At 36.4% G+C, this 23,217-nt stretch carries 18 protein-coding genes; 2 read left to right on the plus strand and 16 right to left on the minus strand.

All coding sequences use genetic code 11. The features are described 5' to 3' along the window. Nucleotides 1–211: 211 nt before the first annotated feature. The 5 genes from rluF to CJF12_RS07805 all read right to left on the minus strand — a co-directional run bounded on the left by rluF (nt 212) and on the right by CJF12_RS07805 (nt 3,791). On the minus strand, nt 212–934 hold the full coding sequence (rluF, locus tag CJF12_RS07785) for a 23S rRNA pseudouridine(2604) synthase RluF (RefSeq protein ID WP_034686643.1): 723 nt from the start codon (nt 932–934) through the stop codon (nt 212–214). Then, entirely contained in the window at nt 934–1,668 is a 735-nt protein-coding gene (truB, locus tag CJF12_RS07790; protein ID WP_034686642.1) for a tRNA pseudouridine(55) synthase TruB, read from the minus strand. Before truB ends, rluF begins: the two co-directional genes overlap by 1 nt. A gap of 23 nt (nt 1,669–1,691) precedes the next feature. Further along, nucleotides 1,692–2,510 carry an undecaprenyl-diphosphate phosphatase gene (locus CJF12_RS07795; RefSeq protein ID WP_034686641.1) on the minus strand — a complete coding sequence of 273 codons (819 nt, stop codon included), beginning with the start codon at nt 2,508–2,510 and terminating at the stop codon, nt 1,692–1,694. An 80-nt stretch (nt 2,511–2,590) separates the two neighbouring features. Beyond that, on the minus strand, nt 2,591–2,887 hold the full coding sequence (locus tag CJF12_RS07800; RefSeq protein ID WP_034686639.1) for a DUF3098 domain-containing protein: 297 nt from the start codon (nt 2,885–2,887) through the stop codon (nt 2,591–2,593). A 4-nt stretch (nt 2,888–2,891) separates the two neighbouring features. After that, nucleotides 2,892–3,791: a cell division protein FtsX gene (locus tag CJF12_RS07805; protein ID WP_034686637.1), complete on the minus strand. Its 900-nt coding sequence runs from the start codon at nt 3,789–3,791 to the stop codon at nt 2,892–2,894. Nucleotides 3,792–3,882: 91 nt separating this feature from the next. On the opposite strand from CJF12_RS07805, the gene rsmA reads away from it, so the two are divergent. Further along, nucleotides 3,883–4,653: a 16S rRNA (adenine(1518)-N(6)/adenine(1519)-N(6))-dimethyltransferase RsmA gene (gene rsmA / locus CJF12_RS07810; protein WP_034686635.1), complete on the plus strand. Its 771-nt coding sequence runs from the start codon at nt 3,883–3,885 to the stop codon at nt 4,651–4,653. A gap of 65 nt (nt 4,654–4,718) precedes the next feature. Here the strand turns inward: rsmA and CJF12_RS07815 are convergent, their stop codons facing one another. From CJF12_RS07815 to CJF12_RS07870, 11 genes are all read right to left on the minus strand, one after another. Then, complete coding sequence (locus CJF12_RS07815) at nt 4,719–7,091, minus strand: T9SS C-terminal target domain-containing protein (RefSeq protein ID WP_034686634.1); 2,373 nt, start codon at nt 7,089–7,091, stop codon at nt 4,719–4,721. Nucleotides 7,092–7,217: 126 nt separating this feature from the next. After that, the gene (locus CJF12_RS07820; protein ID WP_034686633.1) at nt 7,218–10,808 is read right to left on the minus strand and encodes a T9SS C-terminal target domain-containing protein; all 3,591 of its coding nucleotides are present in this window, start codon (nt 10,806–10,808) and stop codon (nt 7,218–7,220) included. A 170-nt stretch (nt 10,809–10,978) separates the two neighbouring features. After that, nucleotides 10,979–13,360 (minus strand): T9SS C-terminal target domain-containing protein, encoded by a 2,382-nt coding sequence (locus CJF12_RS07825; protein ID WP_034686632.1) that lies wholly within the window; start codon nt 13,358–13,360, stop codon nt 10,979–10,981. A 246-nt stretch (nt 13,361–13,606) separates the two neighbouring features. Continuing rightward, entirely contained in the window at nt 13,607–14,131 is a 525-nt protein-coding gene (locus CJF12_RS07830) for a DUF1003 domain-containing protein (protein ID WP_034686630.1), read from the minus strand. An 11-nt stretch (nt 14,132–14,142) separates the two neighbouring features. Further along, nucleotides 14,143–14,910, minus strand: a complete 768-nt coding sequence (locus CJF12_RS07835; RefSeq protein WP_034686629.1) for a TIGR02757 family protein — start codon at nt 14,908–14,910, stop codon at nt 14,143–14,145. Nucleotides 14,911–14,917: 7 nt separating this feature from the next. Continuing rightward, nucleotides 14,918–15,832 (minus strand): ribonuclease Z, encoded by a 915-nt coding sequence (locus CJF12_RS07840; RefSeq protein WP_034686628.1) that lies wholly within the window; start codon nt 15,830–15,832, stop codon nt 14,918–14,920. 65 nt (nt 15,833–15,897) lie between these two features. Next, complete coding sequence (gene rdgB / locus CJF12_RS07845; RefSeq protein WP_034686626.1) at nt 15,898–16,491, minus strand: RdgB/HAM1 family non-canonical purine NTP pyrophosphatase; 594 nt, start codon at nt 16,489–16,491, stop codon at nt 15,898–15,900. An 8-nt stretch (nt 16,492–16,499) separates the two neighbouring features. Further along, entirely contained in the window at nt 16,500–17,330 is an 831-nt protein-coding gene (locus tag CJF12_RS07850) for a CPBP family intramembrane glutamic endopeptidase (protein WP_034686624.1), read from the minus strand. 231 nt (nt 17,331–17,561) lie between these two features. Continuing rightward, nucleotides 17,562–18,899, minus strand: a complete 1,338-nt coding sequence (locus CJF12_RS07860) for an IS1182 family transposase (RefSeq protein WP_095591034.1) — start codon at nt 18,897–18,899, stop codon at nt 17,562–17,564. 174 nt (nt 18,900–19,073) lie between these two features. Further along, a complete protein-coding gene (locus CJF12_RS07865) occupies nt 19,074–20,027 on the minus strand; it encodes a hypothetical protein (RefSeq protein ID WP_034685435.1) in 954 nt (317 codons plus the stop codon). A 238-nt stretch (nt 20,028–20,265) separates the two neighbouring features. Next, the gene (locus tag CJF12_RS07870) at nt 20,266–20,964 is read right to left on the minus strand and encodes a hypothetical protein (RefSeq protein WP_034685437.1); all 699 of its coding nucleotides are present in this window, start codon (nt 20,962–20,964) and stop codon (nt 20,266–20,268) included. A gap of 613 nt (nt 20,965–21,577) precedes the next feature. Between CJF12_RS07870 and CJF12_RS07875 the strand changes: the two genes are divergently transcribed. After that, on the plus strand, nt 21,578–23,173 hold the full coding sequence (locus CJF12_RS07875) for a peptide chain release factor 3 (RefSeq protein WP_034685438.1): 1,596 nt from the start codon (nt 21,578–21,580) through the stop codon (nt 23,171–23,173). Nucleotides 23,174–23,217: the final 44 nt, after the last annotated feature.

Here is a 23,217-nt window from a genome sequence, read left to right on the forward strand (position 1 = left end):
TACAACGTAATTTGTTTGTACAATGTAAAAAGTATTAATGTATTTATGATTATATAATCCTTTTGTTAGTCAATATAGTTGAATCTATATTAAATGTCATTCCGAGGAATCTCATAGATTCTTTCACGAGATATAAAAACATATGTCAGAAAAACGCCATAGGTTTTAAAATCTATGGCGTTTGTATTCTTATTAACTTCTGAAGATATATTTAATCTATCGTTTTACTGGAGTCTTCAAGCAATGTATTCAAAGTTGAGAGCTCATCATCCGTTAAATCTCTCCATTTTCCAACCGGCAGGTCTAATTTAATATTCATGATACGAATTCTCTTAAGCTTTTTTACCTCATAACCAAGATATTCACACATTCTTCGAATCTGTCTGTTAAGTCCCTGGGTTAAGATAATCCTAAAGGTCATATCATCAATTTTCTCAACCTCGCATTTTTTGGTTACCGTATCCAGAATAGGAACTCCATTCCTCATCTTTTCCAAAAATCTAGGCGCAATAGGCTTATCTACCCTTACCAGGTATTCCTTTTCGTGATTATTTCTGGCTCTTAAGATTTTATTGACAATATCCCCGTCACTAGTTAGCAGAATCAGACCTTCACTCGGTTTGTCCAATCTACCGATAGGAAAAATTCTTTTAGGATGATTAATATAATCTACAATATTGTTTTGTTCTCTTTTTGTATCCGTTGTACATACAATGCCAACGGGTTTATTGAAGGCAATATAAATAGGTTTTTCTTCCGATTCTCTGATCGGCTTCCCATCCACTTCCACAACATCCTCATCAGAGATTTTCGTTCCTAATTCAGGAATCTTTCCATTGATTTTTATTCTTCCTTCCTCCAAAAGTTTATCCGCTGCTCTTCTTGAGCAGAAACCAACTTCTGATAAATACTTATTGATACGTGTTTTTTCCATTAATCCTCTCCGTAACCTATGTCGTTCTTAATTACTTCAATATTTTCAAACCTGAAATCATTTTCCAGAAACTGTCCTGTTGCGTCTTCAATCTTGTAGTCTCCGATCTTAGTTCTTCGCAGTTGGGTCAGGTAAGCTCCTACTCCCAGTTCCTGCCCAATATCATGAGCCAGACTCCGGATATAAGTTCCTTTTGAGCATCCCACCATAAAACTAATTAATGGAAAATTGATTTCTATATCTTTGATGTAGAAAATAGTCGTTTTACGGGATTTCATTTCTACCTCTTCTCCTGCTCTTGCTAAGTTGTACGCCCTATTTCCATCAATTTTAATGGCAGAAAAAACCGGAGGTTTTTGATCTATTTCTCCTACGAATTTTTCCAGGGCACTTCGCACCTGCTCTTCGGAAATACCGGAAATATCCTGATGAAGTATTTCAGGTTTTTCAGTATCATATGACTCCGTCTGAACTCCTATCTTAATTTCTGTCCAATACTCCTTCGGTGCATCTTGTATTTCAGGAATTTTTTTGGTGAACTTTCCACTGCATACAATAAGAAGCCCCGTTGCCCTGGGATCCAAAGTCCCGGCATGGCCAATTTTAAATTTTTTAGGCAGATTAAACTCTCGTTTGAGTTTATATTTCATTTTATTAACCGCTTGAAAAGAGGTCCAATCTAAAGGTTTATCAAGTAAAAATATGTGACCTTCCAATATGTTTTCCGCAGTCATAATTACAAATGATGAGATGGCTGTTATTTAAAAAAGTAAAAATAAATCAGTAAAGCGACTCCAACGAAAATACGATACCAGCCCCAAGGTTTGAAACCGTATTTGTTTAAGACTCCGATAAAAGCTTTAATAGCAATTAATGCAACAATAAATGCTACGACATTACCCACCACAAAAACAGTAATATGTTCCTGAGAAGAAAGGATCATTTCATATCCTTTTTGCGGCGTTGCCGTTTCTTTCCCCCAAGTTTTCAGAAAAATAGAATATACTGTAACGGCAAGCATTGTAGGTACTGCTAAAAAGAAAGAAAACTCAGCAGCAGCCTTTCGGGTCAGTCCCTGAGTCATACCTCCGATAATAGAAGCTGCACTCCTACTTGTTCCCGGCATCATCGCAAGACATTGCCAAAAACCTATCGTTACCGCTTTTTTTATTGTAATCCCTTTTTCATCATCAATTTTAGGATTTTTAAACCATTGATCGGCAAATAATAACACGACCCCGCCCAAGACTAAAACTGATGAAATTGCAATCTGATTTCCCAGAACAGCTTCTATTTTATCATCAAACAAATAGCCTAAAATTAAAGCAGGTACTACTGCATAGGCAAGCTTAAAGTAAAACTGAATATTATTAAAATCAAAGAATTTCTTCCAATATGCCACTACCACAGATAAAATAGCTCCAAACTGAATGGAAACCTGAAACATTTTTAAAAATTCGTCTTCTTCTAATCCCAGTAAGTTGGCTGTAAATCCCATATGCGCAGTAGAAGAGATCGGTAAATACTCTGTAAGTCCTTCTACAATGGCAATAATGATTGCTTTGATTAAATCCATATATATAAAATTAAAAGATTAAGATGTTTTGAAATCAGGAAAATCCAAATTTCAAAACATCTTAATCTCATATAAAAAAATTATTTCCGTTTTAAAATCGCGTAAACTTCTATCACAAAGCCGATCACCACAAACAAGGGAGCTATTCTGATTCTGCGAATAGAAAAGATTCCATCATTCCACGAGTTGGGATCGTACTTTCCATCTACCGTATTGGCATCAGCACCCATCATTAAAAGAAAACCAACCACAATAAATGCCAATCCTATCAGCATCCATTTAAAGTTCTGTTGTCCAAAATAAAAAGTGTTTTCCTGTGGAGCTTTAGTATCGGTACCAAATTCTGCGGCGGAAAATTTATTTGTTTTTTTGCTCATTTTTTTAAGAGTAATATAAATCGTCAACGTTTGTTCTTAAGAATCTCCAGGTTGCTATAATGGTACTCAAAACAGTGATAAAAATCCCTACTCCAAATATCAGCAATACTAACCAGAAATATTGTTGATTATCCTGTACAAAGGTAGTCCCTATCTGGCTGGTAAAATAATACCATACTCCAAACAATGCCAACAGCCCGATAAGAGAGCCAATACATCCAAGTACAATCGCTTCAATAATAAATGGCTTGAGAATAAATCTTCTTTTTGCCCCTACCAGCTGCATGGTTTTAATAATAAACCTTTTAGAGAATATCTTCAAACGAATTGAGTTGTTAATAAGCACAACAGCTAAAACAAGAAATAAAACAGAGAATCCTAAAATCCATTTTAAAATCCGGTTCAGGTTATTGTAAACATCTACCATTAGGGTACTGTTGTTTTTTACATCAACAATTCCGGGAACAGATTTTAGTGTTTTAATTGCTTCATCAATTTTTGCCGGATCTACATATTCAGGTTTTAAAGCAACCTCTATGGAGGATGGGAAGATATTTTCTTCAAAAAGTGCATCACTATCAATTCCCATACTTGCCTTTGCCTCTTTACCAGCCATCTCTCTTGAGATATACGTTGCTCTTTTCACAGGAGCTAAAGTCTGTACTTTTTTAAAAGTTTCTTCTTCCAGTTTCGCAATTCTTACAGAGTCTTTAGCATCATAGTTTTCATCAAAGTAGGCATTCACAACCAATTGTTCCTTGATATAGTCAGAATACTTCTGGGCATTAATTAAAATTAGCCCCATTAATCCTAACAAAAATAACACTAAGGCAATACTTATTACTACTGTAATATTACTAGACCTAAGCCTTTTCTTATTAAACTCATCTACAGATTTCGCCATTAATATTAAAATTTTTGGCTAAATTAGAAAAAATCTTCCGAAATTTGGGACGAAAAAGAGAAAATCATTGTTAACAAAATCATAAAAAACTTTGAGTGTAAAAGCAAAAAAACATCTTGGTCAACACTTCCTGACAGATGAAAATATCGCAAGAAAAATTGTAGAGGGCTTAAGCTTTGACAACTACAATACTATTATGGAAGTCGGACCGGGAATGGGAGTTCTCACCAAGTACCTTTTAGAAAAAGAACAATATATTTATCTCGCTGAGATCGATACAGAGTCTATAGACTATTTAAAAAAACATTATCCAAAAGTTACAGAGAAAAACTTTGTAGGAGATTTCCTGAAACAGGATTTTGCTGTTATCAATAATGAGCAGGTTGCTGTTATTGGTAATTTTCCATACAACATATCTTCACAAATCTTATTTAAAATCATAGATCACTATGAGCTGGTTCCGGAAATGGTTGGAATGTTCCAAAAAGAAGTTGCAGAAAGAACTGCTGCTGTTCCAAGGACAAAAGATTATGGAATCTTATCTGTTTTAATCCAGGCCTATTATGATGTTTCCTACATGTTTACTGTACATGAAAATGTCTTTAATCCACCTCCCAAAGTAAAATCCGGAGTTATTAAACTTACAAGGAATCCTAAAGAAGGCTTGGTTGGTAATGAAGTCCTTTTTAAGCAGATTGTCAAAGCCGGCTTCAATCAGAGGAGAAAAAAGCTATCCAATTCCCTCAAGGTTTTAAATATTCCTGAGGAGCTGAAAACTCATGAGTTTTTAGACAAAAGAGCCGAAGAACTGAGTGTGTCCGATTTTATCTCTTTCACTAAACTTTGGAAAGAAAATCAATAACCTGACAGTATTCATACCATCATAAAAAAGCCTTTCAAATGATTTGAAAGGCTTTTTTATGTATTTTATTTGTTTTTAAGCAGTATCCAACCGGACCAATTCATCTGTGCCTTGGATTTTGGATATTGGAAGTTAAACTTATACCAATAGGTAGCGGTAGATAATCTCTTCCCTCCTACGGTTCCATCCCAAATTGGAGTTTGTTTTGAGAACCTGAACATTTCTACACCATATCTGTCATATATGGATCCTGTAAAGTTATTAAAGTTACCAAATGAAGTCAAATCAAGAACATCATTGATACCGTCCTGATTAGGGGTAATGATATTGGTAATTTTAAATGTAAAAAAGTCAAGTATTCCTACACAACTTGTTCCCTGTACCCTCACCTGAAGATGATACGTCGTATTATCCAGTAAATTAGGGAATACATTGGAAGTCTGCCATGTAACTCCATCATCAACTGAATATTCTAATATTCCGGTAATATTATTGATAGGTGGATTTACAGCGGTAATCGTTAATGTATTATTGTTGTTATAATCCAGTCCGCTTATAAACGGTAATGCAGCTCCCATTACTTTAGAGGTGAAAACTTTAGTACAATATCCATTGTCAATGGTTACGGAATAAATTCCCAATTGATCAACGAAAATAGTTTGAGTAGTCTCTCCGGTACTCCATAAGTATTTATAGTTAGGCCCTGTACCTGCATCCAGCATTAGTCTATCACCCATACACATTTCAACATCAGCTAACGGAGAGGTAATTTCAGGAACTACTTCCACAGTTAACGTTGCAGGCTGTAGAGATTTACATCCTTTTTCACCCAGAGCGTACACTGTGAAGGTTGTGGTATTATATAAAGTCACTGTTTGGGTATTTCCTGTACCTGCGAAATTATCCCACATATAAGTAACCCCTCCGGTTGCGGTTAAATCTACAGAATCTCCGGGACATATTTTCAATTTTGAAGAAACAAGATGTGCAACAGGTCTGGCCTCTTTCAGCAGTTTTAATTCAATCATTCTGCTACAGAAACCTCCGTTGGAAACAACCACATATAGTATCTGACCGTCATTCCCATTATAGTTTAACGGATTGGTAATATAATTTCCGTTTTGAGCGATTGCATCTGCCTGATTTACGTAAAAATGAAACACCGCCCCAGGAGTTGTACTTATCGAAGGTGTTGCAGATGTTAAATCAAATGTTGTTATATCAGGAGTTGTACACAATAACAATGTTGCATCATTTGCAGCAGGAGTTGTTCCTCCGTGAATTTGAATTGATGCCTTTCCCGGACAAGGATTACCTGGAAAGCTTACTTCAATCGTATAGGTTCCCGGTTGAGTAGCTGTAATACTATTAGTTGTTGCTCCCTGTACTATAACACCGTTATAATACCACTGATAAGCCATATTAGGATCACTTACTGATGCTGTTAAGACCTGTGGAACATTATCACATACATTAATATCAGACGGCAATGTAGCGCCGCTAGGATCTAGTAATTCAACTCCGATATTGAAAGAACCTCCTTCTAAAAAAACAGCGGAATCATAATTGGTATCAATAGCGTCCGCAAGAACCATTTTAAAATGATAAGTCTGCCCAGGAGTAACCGTTGCAGTTGCTGTAAGAGGAATCGTTCTTCCGTTAAAATTGGTTTCAATATTAGCTGTGTTATATCCTCCGAAAAAAGTAGGATTGGTAGCACCACAATATAATGGACTGCCATCGAATTGAGTATCCGGATGAATATTGGTTACACTCACAGGCCCGGCTCCAGAAGGCAATACAGCCATATTAATATAAGGTGCCGTACTTCCTACAGGCTTCAATAATAATGCAAATGCATCTGAATAGCTGCAAGGAAATGAAGTGGTATATTCTTCGGAAGCAAACAAATAATTAAACTTTACCTGTGAAGAAGTAGGTACGAAATCAAACTCCAGTACTACGGCATCTCTTAACTGAACCGAAGGATTGGTAGCCGCTACAAGGTCGGGATCACTCCCGGTACCCACAAGGTCACTTAATGGGCTTAAAACATCTACGTAAGTGTTTCCTGTTCTGTTAGCCTTTCCAGTCACTAAAACAATTCCATCTTTAAATGGGAAATTGGTTGTTCCCTTATGGAAGTATCCCCAGGCTCTGTTTACATCACTTGCCGGCAAACTAGGATTAACCTGTACATTCGACACATTAGGCGTAACACAAGAGTTGGTTCCCGATGAAATCAAAACATCCTTTACCAATTGTGTAATATTGTAAGCCGATTCATTATAGCCCGCAGCATTAACATCAATAAAAGCACCGGCTTTTGCTGTTAAGTTAGCTCTTGGCTTAGGAACCTTCCTGGGATAAATATTTTGCGAATGATAAAAATTCAGCGAGACGAGAAAAAAAGAAAACAATAGTAGATATCTCTTCATAATATTTTTGTTTCAACAAATTTAATTTTTTTTTAAACATACCACATACATAATTAATAATATTATGTTAAAAAGTAAAGCCCTCCATTTATGGAAGGCTTTACTTTTTTTCGATATTTTTAAATATTAATTTCTATTTTTTAATAATATCCATCCTGTTCGTAATTCCAGTTTCTTACTGGCAGGATTTTCCCATTGCACTCTATACCAGTAAGTAGCGGTAGGAAGGATATTGCCTTTTAAAGTTCCGTTCCAGACAGGATCAGCTTTAGTTGCTTTGAATAACTCCTGACCATATCTATTAAAAATAGAAGCGGCAAAATTATTATAATTACTAATTCCTGAAAAATCAATGACATCATTACGTCCATCTGAATTAGGAGTGATAGCGTTGTTAATCACAAAAGTATAATAACTTAAAGCTGTATTACATTTAGCATCTTTAGTTCTTACGACCAGATTATAATTGGCATTGTCTAAAACATTGTGAAATATATTGGATGTCTGCCATGTCAATCCACCGTCAATAGAATACTCTAAAATACCGTTAGTAGGATTACTTGCCGTCAGCGTAAGCATATGGTTATCGTAAACAATATTGGTAAACTGAGGCAGGTTCGGGTTTAATAACTGACCTGTAAAAGCTTTGGAACAAGTTCCGTTGCTAATGGTTACGGTATAGGTTCCCGGAATATTCGTTGAAATCGTCTGAGTAGTTGCTCCCGTACTCCATATATAAGTATAGTTAAGCCCGCTGCCTGCGTCTAAAACTCCTGTATCCCCTGCACAAACATATACATCTTCTAAAGTAGAAGTAATAGCAGGAACTACTTCAATAGTTATCGTAGCAGGCTGGGTAGAGCTACACCCGTTTCCTCCTAACGCATACACTGAATAAGTAGTGGTCATAGTAGGTGATACTACCTGCGTATTTCCATTCCCTGTCAGGCCTACCCAGTTATAGGTAATACCGCCTGAAGCAGTTAATGTCACTGACTCTCCAGCACATATTTTAGATTTAGAAGCTGCAACGGTTGCTGTTGGAGGTCCCACGATAACAGTAACCGTTGCAGGATTTGTTGAAACACATCCATTGGCCCCTACTGCATAAACAGTATAAGTAGTGGTTACCGTAGGAGATACTGTTTGGGTATTTCCGTTACCAGTCAATCCGGTCCAGTTATAGGTTGCTCCTCCTCCCGCTGTTAAGGTAACCGACTCCCCTACACAAATCTGTGCATGAGAAGACACCAATGTAGCTACAGGAAGCGTTTTATTTTCGTTTACCGTTACATTCTCAGTATAAGTACAGGTTAAATTCCCGGGCTGAGAAGTATTCTGAACCGTCAGCGTATAAGTTCCCCCTGCATTGACTACAGGGTTTAGTGTATTAGCTCCTGAAACAATATTTCCCCCGGTAGTCGTCCACGCAATCGTAGAACCTGGAGGGATTGTAGAAGCTGAAGCGTTTAAAGTAATTTGTGACGTCGTACAGGTAATAGTTTGCGGCGCAGCTATCGTAAGGGTAGTTGTCGGTGTTTTCAACAACTGTAATGTTACTACATAACTACAACCTCCGTTTTTCACAAGTACATAAACCGTTTGGTTCCCCGGACTTGAATACGCTGTCGGCGTTGGAATCGTATTCCCATTTCCGGCATTAGCATCTGCTACGTTGACATAATAAGCGAAAGTAGCTGTTCCTACTGAAGTCATCTGTGGTTCCGCCGAAGTCAAATCATAGGTAATATTACCCGGTTGATAACATTTAAGCAACGTTGCATTTTGTACTGTAATAGGCTGAGACACCTGAATTGTTATAGTTGCGGGACTCTGGGAAACACAACCATTAGCTCCAACTGCAGTCACCGTATAGGTAGTTGTAGTGGTAGGAGTGACAGTCTGTGTATTTCCATTACCTGTTAATCCGTTCCAATTATACGTTGCTCCACCTGAAGCAGTTAATGTTACAGATTCTCCCGCGCATATTAATACTTTACTTGCGGTTACGGTAGTCGCCGGTACCGCACTGTCCCCTACTACCGTTACATTAGCAGTAGTCGTACATGTTATATTTCCAGGCTGGTAAACCTTAGAGATGGTTAACGTATAAGTCCCGGCGGCATTCACTAAAGGAGTCAATGTATTTCCACCCGAAACAATATTTCCTCCGGTAGTAGTCCAGTTGAACGTAGCTCCTGCAGGATATACTGAAGCAGACGCATTCAGGGTTATCTGTGAATTCGTACAGGTTAAAGCAGTTGGAGGAGCTATAGTCCCTGTCATCTGAGGTGCCTTGACCAATTGCAGCTGGGCTACTTTTGAACAAAATCCACTTTTTACCTGAACATAGATAGTTTGCCCACCCGCACTTGAATAAGCTGTTGGCGTCTGTATATTATTGGCATTTCCGGCATTAGCATCAGCAAGCGTAGTATAATAAGTATATGATACTCCCGGTGTTGTACTGATTGATGCCTGTGCATTTGTTAAATTATAAACTGCATTTCCAGGAGTATAGCACGCTGTTAATGTAGCATTTTGAACGGTAGGAGATGTTCCTCCCACAATAGTCACACTCGCTGTACCAGGGCATGTATTTCCGGCAATAAAAACCTGAAGCTTATAAACACCCGGTTGAGTAGCTGTGTAACTTGGATTAGTAGCTCCTGGAATAGGAGTATTATTAAAAAACCATTGGTAGGTTGCTGTAGAATTCTGAAGGGAAGCCGTAAGCACTTGCGGAGCATTATCACAAACATTGATGGAGGCAGGAAGAGCAACTCCGGTAGGCCCTACAATCTGAACACCAATATCAAAAGATCCGGCTTCTAAAAAAACAGCAGAATCAAAGTTCTTATCCTGATAATCTGCCAATACCATTTTGAAGTGATAAGTCTGACCCGGAATTACCGTCGCTTTTGCTGTCAATGGGATGGTGCGTCCGTTAAAATTCGTTTCAATCTGTGGATTATTTAAGCTTCCGAAATACTGAGCATTTTTAGGGCCACATGGTAAACTTGCAGGAATAATATTGGTTACGCTTACAGGTCCTGCACCATTGGGCAAAATCGCTAAATTAGTATAATTAGGATCCCCTACTTTTTTTAAGAGTAATGCGAACCCATCTGAAATGTTACACGTAAAATTCCCCAAAGCCTGGTATTCTTTGGAAGCAAACAAATACCTGAATGAAACCTCAGTAGAGCTTGGAACAAAATCAAACTCAATATAGGTTGCATCTCTTAATTTGGTATTGTCAACATTTAAAGCCGTTGCCAGATCAATATCCCCTCCGGAAGGCGTTAATTCATCACTTAAGGTACCCTGAAAGTCGTTACCAGCTTTTCTTGCAAATCCTGTAACAAGAACAATTCCATTGGCAAAAGGAAAATTGGTCGTTGCCTTATTAAAATACCCCCAGCTTCTGTTCTGATCACTTGCTGATAAATTAGGAGATACAGCAACATTACTTACATTAGCTGTAGTACAGGTAGATCCTCCTGCGATGAGAACATCTTTTACTAACTGAGTAATATTATAGTTCGATTCTGCATATCCAGGAGCATTCACATCAATAAAAGCCCCGGCTTTCATACTTTCAGCTGAAGGTGCTTTCATTTTAATCATCTGCCCTCTGTCCTGAGCAAAACTGAAATGACCTATAAGAACTAAAAATAAAACCAGAAATAAACTTCTTGTTCTCCTATTTAACATTTTATATTGTTTTCAACAAAAATACTATTTTTTTTGATTGAAATATAAATCTAACGTATTGTATTATTGTTAAAATAAACTTATTTATCTTCAAATATTCATTTTATTTTACGCCAAATACGAAAAAAGACTAACAAATTGTTAGCCTTTTTAGAAATATGATTAATATATTATTCAAAATTCTTTAATAAGATCCAGCCAGTTTTTAAGGCTTTTTCTTTACTTGCCGGATCATCAAAAGTTACCTGATACCAATAGGACGCGGTAGGCAAACGCTTACCCTGGAAATATCCATCCCAATAAGGTCTCACTTTTTCCGCTTTATAAACTTCACGCCCGTAACGATCAAATATACTTGCTGTAAAGTTTTTGTAGTCACTTATCCCCCGGAAATCAATGATATCATTAACATTGTCTCCATTCGGAGTAATTACATTTTTCATAACAAATGTGAAATATTCCAGGACTCCTACACAACTTGTATTTTTAATCCGCACTCTAATCGTGATGACTTTATTTTTAGGAACATTATTAAATACATTCGAAGGCTGCCATGTTAATCCGTTATCAATAGAATATTCCAAAGGTCCGTTACTTGGATTACCCGCTGTAACAACTATAGTTTCGTTACTATCATAATCTACTTTAATAATCCTAGGAGCAACAGCACGGATTACCTGAGTAGTAAATACTTTGGTACAAACCCCGTTGTCAATGGTTACTGTAAATGTCCCATTAACAGCAGTAGTAATAGTTTGTGTCGTTGCACCTGTATTCCAGGTATACGTATAATTAGGACCTGCTCCTGCATCCAAAGTAATATTATCTCCGGTACAAATCATTCCACCCGTAAGATTAGAGGTAATTGCAGGAACTACCTCTACAGTTATTGTAGCTGGCTGCAAAGACTTACATCCTTTAGGACCAATAGCATATACAGTATAAGTCGTCGTCTGAGTAGGACTTACCGTTCTTGTTGCTCCGGTTGCTGAAATATCACCCCATTGATAAGTAGCTCCTCCTGAAGCAGTCAGGATTGCAGAATCTCCGGAACATATTTTCATTTTTGAAGAAACAAGCTGAGCAACAGGGGTTGCCTCTTTGAACAGGGTTAGCTTAACCATTTTACTACAGAAGCCACCATTGGAAACCACTACATACAAGATCTGCCCATCCGTCCCATCATAACTCCCTACATTCGTAATAAAATTATTATTTTGAGCTACCGCATCAGCCTGATTGACATAAAAATGAAATACAGCACCAGTTGTAGTACTTATTAAAGGCATTGCTGTATTCAAATCAAAATTAGGAGAATTCGGAGTGGTACAAATCTGTAGTGCAGCATCATGTGCTGTAGGCGTTGTACCTCCAAGAATTGTGATAGTAGCCGACCCCGGACATTGATTTCCAGGAACCGAAACTTTCACCTCGTATACTCCAGGCTGCGTAGCGGTATATGAAATATTCGTCGCTCCGGCAATCGGAGCCCCATCTTTAAACCATTGGAAAGTCATCCCTGGAACGGTAACCACCTGAGCTTTTAGTATTTGTGGTGTATTATCACACATATGGATAGTACCAGGCAATATTGTTCCTGCCCCGTCTGTAATCTTAATTCCTATATCAAAAGAACCTCCTTCCAGGAATACAGCAGAATCCAAAGTCTGATCGTTATAATCCGCTAAGACCATTTTAAAATGATAGGCTACTCCAGGCATTACATCAGCTACAGCTGTTAAAGGCACTGTTCTTCCATTATAGTTTGTTTCAATATTACTTGAATTGTATCCTGCAAAATAAGATGCATTAAGAGCCCCACACGATAGCGGGATACCAGAATCCTGATTGGCGGGACGTATATTAGTTACACTTACCGCTCCTGCGCCTCCCGGAAGTATGGCAACATTCACATAAGGTCCTCCGGCGACCGGCTTTATAAGCAGTGCAAATGCATCTGAATAGCTACACGGAAATCCTCCGGTATATTCTTCAGAAGAAAATAAATAATTAAATTTAACCTGGTTTGAATTAGGAACAAAATCAAATTCCAAAGCCACTGCATCACGTTGACTTGACAGATTGGTATTGGTTGCTGCGGCAAGATCCGCATCCCCTTGCATTGAAATCGTTCCACCCAAGTTACCACTTACCAAAGTATTTCCAGCTTCTCTTGCATATCCTGTCGTCAAAACTATTCCGTCAGTAAAAGGAAAGTTTGTATTCGCTTTATGGAAATATCCCCAAAACCTATTATTGTTACTAACTGCATGATTCGGACTTACTGTAACGTTGGTTACATTAGGCGTTGAACAGTTGGTTCCTCCATTGATAAGAATATCCTTAACCAATTGTTCAGGAGTATAGCCTGAAGGCGCATACGAAGCTGCGTTTACATCAATAAATGCTCCTGCCTTCAAACTGGCAGCAGTAAATTTTTCCTTCTGTAATTTTCGTTGGGGTTTTTGCTTTGTATTTTGAGAAAATGCAAATACGGGAGCTAGAAGTAATATTAAAAATAAAGAGTAGTTTTTCAGTCTATAATTTAACATTTTGGTATTGTTTGTCCAAAAATAACAAAAATAAACATATCACGTTAATATTTTACCAATCAAATTAGCATTAGATAAAATAAATGATAATTTAATATTCCCATGAATCTAACTACAGTTAAAATCATATTTGAAGATAAAAAATATAGTATTTTACTTAAAATCAGAAAATAACCAATCCTAAACTAACCTTAAAGCGATAAAAAAATATAGGTATTAATTGAAGTTGCAGCTGTATTTTTTTCATTAATCTTTTTTCAGCTCATCAATTTTATTTTGAAGTTCAAATATTTTATCCTTCAGCGCCTTGATCTCATTCTTATTTGAATTTACATTGCTTTTCAGCATTACATTTTTAGCTCGTTCACTATGATCATCTTCATCCTCATTGATTTCCTCTATATCTTCCTGGATATCTTCAATATCTTCATTAATCTCTTCAATATCCTCGCTAATCTCTTCTATATCTTCACTGATCTCTTCAATATCTTCCTGGATATCCTCAATATCTTCATGAATATCTTCAATCCTCTCACGGCTTTTATTAACGGACATTTGAATAAAAATAGCCAGATAAATAGCTTCCAGGGATACCACTGTGGTAAGAATCAGGAGCATTTTATCAAATTCAATAATATTTAAGATTGGGAGAAGAAAAGAAACAATAAAAAACAACGTATGAAACACCAACGACGGAATAGAACCTACCCACCAGGTTATACCATTAGCGATTTTTTCTAACATTTCTGTTTTTTCCTGATGTGTTTTCATTCTTTCTCCTTTTATAATAATTCTTTACTCACTCCTAAGCCAAACAATGCAAAATCATATTTTGCAGGATCCTGATCATCAAACTTTCTAATAGCGATATCTAATTCTTCCACCGTTTTCCAATCATTCTGTGTTCTTGTTATTAAACCCAGTTTTCTGGAAATATTCCCTGTATGAACATCTAACGGAATAGACAGGTATTTCTGATCAATATTTTTCCAGATTCCAAAATCAACTCCTCGTTTGTCTTTTCTGATCATCCAACGTAAAAACATAACAATTCTTTTCGCAGAAGAGTTTTTATACGGAGAGCTTATATGCTTATGGGTTCTGTGTTTTTCAGCCTCTAAAAATTCCGCTCTAAATCTTTCTATAGCATAAAAGAAATTGGTTTCGTCATTTTTAACTTCAAATAAATGCTCCAGACTTTCATGTTGGATATAAACCTTATTGAATTGTTTAATAAAGTAGGTAAAATCCTGACCATTAAAGGTTCTGTGAATACTTTTATCCTGGATTGACTCTAGATCCTTTTCAGAAAAATTCATCACAAAATCATATGGAGAATTCCCCATGATGTCAAGCATTTTCTCAGCAGATTTAATAATTGCTTTTCTATTTCCCCATGATATGGTTGCAGACAAAAAGCCTGCTATTTCAATATCCTGTTTTAAAGAAAAACGATGAGGAATCTGCAGCGGATCATTTTCAATAAAATCAGTATTATTGTATTGATCTGCCTTTTCATTTAAAAAATCTCTTAATTCATCAAAATTCATATCCTCTTTAAATTTTTACGCTTTCTAATGCTTTAGGTAAAAACGTATTAGGAAAAATAGTTCTGGCTTCATCTGTAAAAACAGTCAAATCACCGTATCGGTTAGAAAAATGCCCCAGGATCAGTTTCCCGACCTCAGCTTTCTTAGCTATTCTAGCTGCTTCCAAAGCTGTTGTATGCCCTGTATAATCGGCCATTTCCTTTAAGTCATGTAAAAATGTCGATTCATGATACAATACCGTTACGTTCTTAATGATAGGAATCACCGTCTCAAGATACCTGGTATCACTACAAAAAGCATAGGAAACAGACGGAAGAGGATCAATTGTCAAAATTTCATTTTTCAGAACATATCCATCACTGAGGACAAAGTCTTTTCCCGCTTTGATATTATGATAATCACAAACCTCAATTTCATCGTATTTGGCAATCTCTTTCATATTGATATGCCTGTCTTTTGGTTTCTCTCTAAAAAGATAACCATTACAATATATTCTGTGATCTAAAGGAATAGTGTATACCTCCACCCTATTATCCTCGTATATTTTCTCAGAATAATCTTTATCTAATTCATGATAAACAACTTCAAAGCCACGATGGGTTTCTGTTATCGTAAAAATAGTTTCAAGCATCTTTTTTATTCCTTTGGGCCCGTATACATGCAAAGGCATTTCTCTACCCAGCAACCTAAAGGAAGCTATAAGTCCGGGCAGCCCAAAGCAGTGATCCCCATGAAGATGGGAAATAAAAATATGATTAATTTTCGAAAATCTTGCTTTCGCTTTTCTCAGCTGAACCTGCGTACCTTCTCCACAATCGATTAAGAAATGTCTTTCTTCCATTTCTAACAATTGTGCCGTAGGAGAAGAATTGATTGTCGGAATCGCTGAATTAAAGCCTAATATCGTTAAATAAGTACTCAAATCAATAGTTTATTACAACAAATGTACGACAGAAATTTTGTATATGAATACATACAGGGGTTTTATTACTGCCCATCAGCCACTTTCAGATAATCCAAGAATAAGTCCAATGCCTGCTTACGGTGACTGATCTTATTTTTATCTTCAGGATTCATTTCTGCAAAGGTTCTGTCATAACCTTCGGGAACAAAAACAGGATCATAACCAAATCCTTTAAATCCTTTATTTTCAGTCAAAAGATTCCCATGTGCTCTTCCTTCAAAATATAAGGCTCCGTTTTCATCGTAATAGCAAAGCACCGTAATAAAATAGGCTTTTCTATTTTCAATACCTTCCATTTCACTTAAAACCTTTTCAATATTTTTAGCAAAATCATGATCTCCTGCATAACGTGCAGAAAAAATTCCGGGTCTTCCATCTAATGCTTCAACCACCAATCCACTATCATCACCCAGACTTGGAATTCCTGTTTTTTCAAAACAATATTTTGCTTTTATCAAAGCATTGGCCCGGAAAGAGTCCCCATCTTCGACAATCTCTTCATGAATATCGTAATCGGTAAGGCTTTTAACAATATAATCCTTTCCTAAAATTTGCTGAATCTCTTCTTTTTTATGTTGATTATGTGTAGCTACTAATAATTCCATATCCTTTTTCATTTTTTAAATTAATTTTCTGAATAATGTACTCTATATCTCTTCATAAAAAGATAATAGAATAAAGAAAAGAGTATAATTCCAATGACAAGCAACAGCCATTCTGAGACTTTAAATGCTTCTGAAAAACTTTCATTTTTTGTATAAGTAATCAATAATGAAGAACATAAATTGTTGAATCCGTGCAGAAGCATTGGCAATAGCAGAGACTTGGTTTTAAAATAAACAAACCCTAAAACACATCCCAACAGCACTGCACCCACAAACTGCCAGGGATTAGCATGAACCAATCCAAAAATAACGGAAGCACTTAAAATCGCTTTCCATGGTTCTACACCTTTATTGATAAGTCCTTTTTGTATAATCCCCCTAAAAATAATTTCTTCAAAGATCGGAGCCAGAATAACTGCCGTAATAATCATAACAACCGGATCATCGGTCAGCTGGTTCATCAATTCATTGAAAAACTCATAATATTTTCCAAAGAAAGGTCCTGTTACAGGAATCTGGGCCGTAATAAACTCTGAAATTAACATCATTCCCATCATGAGAGGAAAAATGAGAAGATATGTATAGAAATTTGTTGAAGAAAAATTAAAATTGAGCTTTTTCTTAGTAGTAGGTCGTACGATAAAAAAATCGAAAAATGCTATTGCAGTCACAAATCCTGCAGAATTGGAAAGCATAAAAAACCAATCTTTTAATTGTAGGTTTTCTTTAAAAACAGCCATCCAGAAGACATTAAAAAAAGAAACGAACATTGTTCCCACAAATAATCCACCCAACAAAACAACGCCTCCCATCCATGTAAAAGTAAACTTTGGATATATGCTGTTTTCCATGTTTTTTCTTTAATAATTTATTGAACAAAGATAATTTATTTTAATGATTTATTGAAACTTTCCCCACCTGTAGGGCTTATTATATTATTCCTTTTTTTTAAATTGTTAATAAAAGAGGCTGTCTCAAAAGGACAGTCTCTTTTTAGTATTTCATTGAAAAAAGATTTCGATATTTTGAATAAAAAAAATATCTTGGAAAAAAGAAGATATAAGTCAAAAAAGCAGTCTGTTTTAGGCTGCTTTTGACATTTTCTTTAGATTGTGGGCAATTGCGAGTATGCCGATTTCTACCTCGACTTTATTTTTTCCCCGAAGCATGAATCGTTTAAAATTTTTGTTGTGTTTGAGCTCTGCAAAAACAGGTTCAACATCATGGCATCTTTGTTTTCTGAGTTTGATGCCCTTGCTGGTATTAAGAAGTTTGAAAACCTTTTCTCTGATTTTTGCCAATTTAGGATTGTTTTGTGAAGTGGTTATTTGTCCCGATTTCTGATCTTTTCTGAAGTAATTATATTTAACATAAGCTTTTATTTTCTTAGATTTTAACAAGTTGTAATTTTCTTCTGAGCCATAACCAGCATCAGCAACAAGCTCTTTGGGAGCTTTATGATAGCTTTCTTCAAAACCCAGTAAATGAGTCGCTAATGTTTTGGTGTCTGTTGGGTTGGGATGAATTGAATAATGTAAAATGAATTGTCTATGGGTAGAAATTTGTAGATTGTAAGCGGGTTTTAGTTGTCCGTTTCGCATATGATCCTCCTTCATTCGCATAAAAGTAGCGTCTGTATCGGTTTTGGAATAGGAATTTCTATCTTCTAATAATTCTTGCTGTTTTTTATATTTCTCTAAATTATCTGCCCAGTTTTTCTTAGCATAATTCAGTTTCTGACGAACTTTTGAAGCTACTTTTTTATCTTTCAAAACTTCATTGATCTTTTCGATGGTTTGAGTTACTTTTTCAGAATCTACTTCTTTAAAATCAATACTTTCTGTATTTTCAAGCTCGTCTTTGGCAACTGTTTCTGCATAGTTCCAAAGCTCTTCTAATTGCTCTGCAATCCTTTCTTTGTGTTTTTTGACAGCTCTTCCCCAAACAAAAGTATAGCGATTGGCATTGGCTTCTATCTTGGTGCCATCTACAAAAGTGGTTTTCAGACTTACCAAACCTTCCTTTTCCAAAAGAAGAACAATTTGTGTGAAAATAGCTTTAATCTCACCTTTCAATCGTTCACTACGGAACCTGTTTAAGGTGTTATGATCGGGACGGCTCATTGCAGAGAGCCACATAAAATGGATGTTTTCTTTCAAGGCCTGCTCCATTTTGCGGCTTGAATAGATATTGCTTAAATAGCCATAAATCAAAACTTTCAAAAGCATTTTCGGGTGGTAGCAAGATGTTCCGCCAGGTTTGTAGGTTTTAATTAAGCTTTTGATATCCAAGCCATCAATAATGTTTGAAACAATTTTCACAGGATGTCGCTCATCAATCAACTCCGATAAATTGGGAGGAAAAAGCAGATTTTCTTTGGGGGTGTAATCTTTAAAGACTACTTTTGACGTACTTAACACAATGCAAATTAATCAATTTGCAACTATTAGGAAAGCGAAAGCTTTCCTTTTTGCATAAAAAAGGCTATCTCTTTTGAGACAGCCTCTTATGCCTAATACAATGACCTTATTGCTGCTGATAGAAATTCTTTCTTTATTGAGAACCCATTTATATCAATAAGCGTTGATAATAAATTACAATGTAATATTATCTAAAAGATAGGCTATTGTATTATGTATAAATCTTTCTTGGGGAGTATCTACCGGACCTGTTACAGATGCACGGAAAAGACCTTCATCCCAAAAGAAAACAGCTCTTCCGCCTGTTCCGGTAATCCATCCTCCTGCATTATTTGTGGCTTCAGTAGCAAGAAGTCTACTCCCTGTCGGCAGTTGGTTCATAAATACCCTACCTGCTGTACCAGCTCCCGATAACGGTATATCTCTTGTATCTCCAAAAATACCATTGTTGACACTATCATCTGTACTTCTCGCAACAAGTGCTCCACTAGTCACATTTCCACTACCTCCAAAAGCCTGAAACAACGGCGTTCCTGAATTCGCATCAAGCAATATAAGAGCAACTCCTCCTCTATCAACAAATTCCTTAACCTTAGCAGCATCAGTAGCATTTAAACCGGCTCCGCCTACCCATCCCGTACATATCATATCATAGTTGGCCAACAGATCTTCAACCGTCATGCCTCCCAAAGTAGAAGTAATGTCGGTAATCTGAATTCTGGAAAATTTCTTATAAGTTCCAAAAGAACTATAATTATTAGCATCACGAAGCTGATTATTAAAAGGCTCCCCAGCAGAAGGAACATTCCATTGACCTACTCGTGCAACAGGCCCTCTTCTCTTTTTACCACCAGACAAACACTGAGACCAACCACTTGGTTTGTAAAATCTGACACAGTCCAGAGTAGCATCATAGATCACGGTTCCAGCAGCAACATTACCTCCCTGTGGATTAACAATATTATCCGTATTCGAATTAGTAGGAAGCACCAATCCTGAAGTATTCGTAGTAGACTGATTAATATCTAAAGCCCCTCTCGGTGTTTTTGTACCTAGCCCCACTTGCCCATATACCAGGAACAGTGTACTGCACAAAACAATAATACTATATATAAATTTCTTTTTCATTCTGTTATTTATTATTAATTGAATTGGATTTAGGAAAAATAAATACTGTTATTACAAGTCTTATTTTCCTTAAAACCTGTATAAAGCAAAGCCCTGTAAGCTTTCTTTTTGATTAATTAATAGATTATTTATTTTACTTACCGTAAATACCTTCTTTACCAATACTCCTTATATCATATAGGTTTGTATAAGTAAAAATATATACGTTAATACAGTAAAAAAATATAAAATAAGGTTATTATAATGCAGTTCTACTCAAGGCGTATGCCATTACATTATGTAAAAATAATTCCTGAGGGGTATCTACTACAGTTCCTGCTACAGCGGGTGCACGAAAAACACCTTCATCCCAAAAGAAAATAGCTCTTCCATTTGTCCCCGTAATCCATACTCTAGCATTACTTGTGGCCTCATTGGCTAGAAGTTTGTTATCTGTTGGAAGCTGAGACATTGTTATCCTTCCGGAAGTGGCAACACCTGTTAAAGCGATGTCCCTTGCATCTCCAAAAACACCATTGTTAACGTCGTCTGTTGTACTCGTTCCGTTAATTGTTCCGGTAGCCACCGTTCCATTACCTCCAAAAGCCGTAAGCAGTTCCGACCCTCTAGCTGGGTCAAGCATAATAAGAGCAACTCCTCCTCTATCTACATATTCCTTAACCTTGGCAGCATCAGCAGCACTCATATTAACTCCAGTCCCCGTACTGATAATATCAAAATTAGCCAGCAAACTTTCAACTGTTGTACCTGCCAAAGTAGATGTAACATTGGTAAACTCAAAACCGGAAACATTCTTATAAGTTCCAAATGCACTGTAATTATTAGCACTAGTAAGCTGAGAATTAAAATTCGGAAAATTGGTACTTCCAATAGAAAATGTAGACCAGAAGGCAACACGAGCAGATTCTGGTCTGCCTCCTCCTCCTGCATCAGACAAACACTGAGACCATCCACTTGCTCCGTATAACTTGATACAATTCTGGGTAGAATCATATATTATAGTACCTACTGCAACATTTCCCCCTTGAGGATTAACAATATTCCTCGTATCCGAATTAGTAGGAAGCCACCAATCCTTGTGTATTGGTTGTAGGCTTGTTAATATCTAACGCACCTCTTGGTGTAGGAGTACCAATTCCAACTTGAGCACACACTAATAACATCATATTGCATGTAGCTACAATACTTAAAATAATTTTTTTTTCATTGTTTTCTCTTTTAAATTTTTAATTGCTATAATATAATTAGTTTGATTTTTTAAAATGGCACCCGTATTCCATCATTAATACAGTCATTTTATCAAATTAACGTATTTTTAATAATTCTCAACAACGTGACACATGTTTCTTTATCAAATTCACATCAGTGAAAACAGACAAAGGTATTAAAAAAAACTACATAAAAATTATAATTATAATGCCTCTGATTTATTTGCAATAAGTAATATTTCTAAGGATGAATTACTACTTTAAGGGTGTTTGGAGGATAATCATCAGTTTTATTTGAAATCCTCATAAAAAATCCCGATTTTTGCAACTTCAAAATACACTATGCCAGACTTAATCAAAGAAATAGAAAAAAGAAAAACATTTGGAATTATTTCTCACCCCGATGCCGGAAAAACGACTCTTACAGAAAAGCTGCTACTTTTCGGGGGTGCAATTCAGGAGGCTGGTGCTGTAAAATCCAACAAAATAAAAAAAGGAGCTACTTCCGACTTTATGGAAATTGAAAGACAGAGAGGGATTTCTGTTGCAACTTCCGTACTGGCTTTTGAATACAAAGGACATAAAATCAATATTCTCGATACTCCCGGTCACAAGGATTTTGCAGAAGATACCTATAGAACGCTAACAGCTGTAGATTCTGTAATCGTCGTAATTGACGTTGCGAAAGGGGTTGAGGAACAAACTGAAAAATTGGTTCAGGTTTGTAGAATGAGAAATATCCCAATGCTTGTTTTTATTAATAAGCTTGACCGTGAAGGTAAGGACGCTTTTGATCTATTGGATGAAGTAGAGCAAAAATTAGGATTAAGCGTAGTTCCACTTTCTTTACCTATAGGAATGGGAAGTGATTTCCAGGGCATTTACAATATCTGGGAAAATAACATTCAGCTATTCCTTGAAGAAAAAAAACAAAAGGTAGGTGATACCGTTAAATTTGATAATATTAATGATGCGGCAATTGATGAATTGATTGGTGAAAAAGCTGCACAGACATTACGTGATGAGCTTGAGCTTGTACAATCTGTTTATCCCGAATTTAATCGGGAAGATTATATGAATGGAGATTTACAGCCGGTATTCTTTGGTTCTGCTTTAAATAATTTTGGAGTTCGTGAACTTCTGGATGCTTTTATTGAAATTGCTCCAATGCCACAACCTAAAGAAAGCGATACCCGTCTTGTAAAACCTGAGGAAAATACTTTTACAGGATTTGTTTTTAAAATCCACGCTAACATGGATCCTAAGCACAGAGACCGTCTGGCTTTCGTTAAAATAGTTTCAGGAACCTTCAAAAGAAATGAAAATTATCTATTGGTAAGAGAAGGTAAAAAAATGAAATTCTCATCACCTAATGCTTTTTTCGCTGATAAAAAAGAGGTTGTGGATGAAAGTTTCCCTGGGGATATTGTAGGTTTGCATGATACCGGAAGCTTCAGAATCGGAGATACTTTAACAGGTGGTGAAAAACTGAGCTTTAAAGGAATTCCGAGTTTCTCTCCGGAACACTTCCGTTATATCAATAATAATGATCCACTTAAGGCTAAACAATTGGCTAAAGGTATCGATCAGCTAATGGACGAAGGAGTTGCCCAGTTGTTTACCCTTGAAATGAATAACAGAAAAATTATCGGAACGGTAGGAGCACTCCAGTATGAAGTTATCCAATATCGTTTAGAACATGAATATGGAGCTAAATGTACTTACGAACCTCTGTCCATGCATAAGGCATGTTGGGTTGAGGCTGATGAGAAATCTGAAGAATTTAAAGAATTTGCAAGATTAAAACAAAGATTTCTTGCCAGAGATAAATACAATCAATTGGTATTTTTAGCGGATTCTTCCTTTACCATTCATATGACACAGGAGAAATTCCCGAATGTAAAACTTCATTTCATCAGTGAGTTCAATCAGGAATAAAATCTTATAGAAAATAAAAAAGCCGCCCAGTTTTTACTGCGCGG

The organism is Chryseobacterium piperi (genome assembly GCF_002285635.2).
Lineage (GTDB): Bacteria > Bacteroidota > Bacteroidia > Flavobacteriales > Weeksellaceae > Chryseobacterium > Chryseobacterium piperi.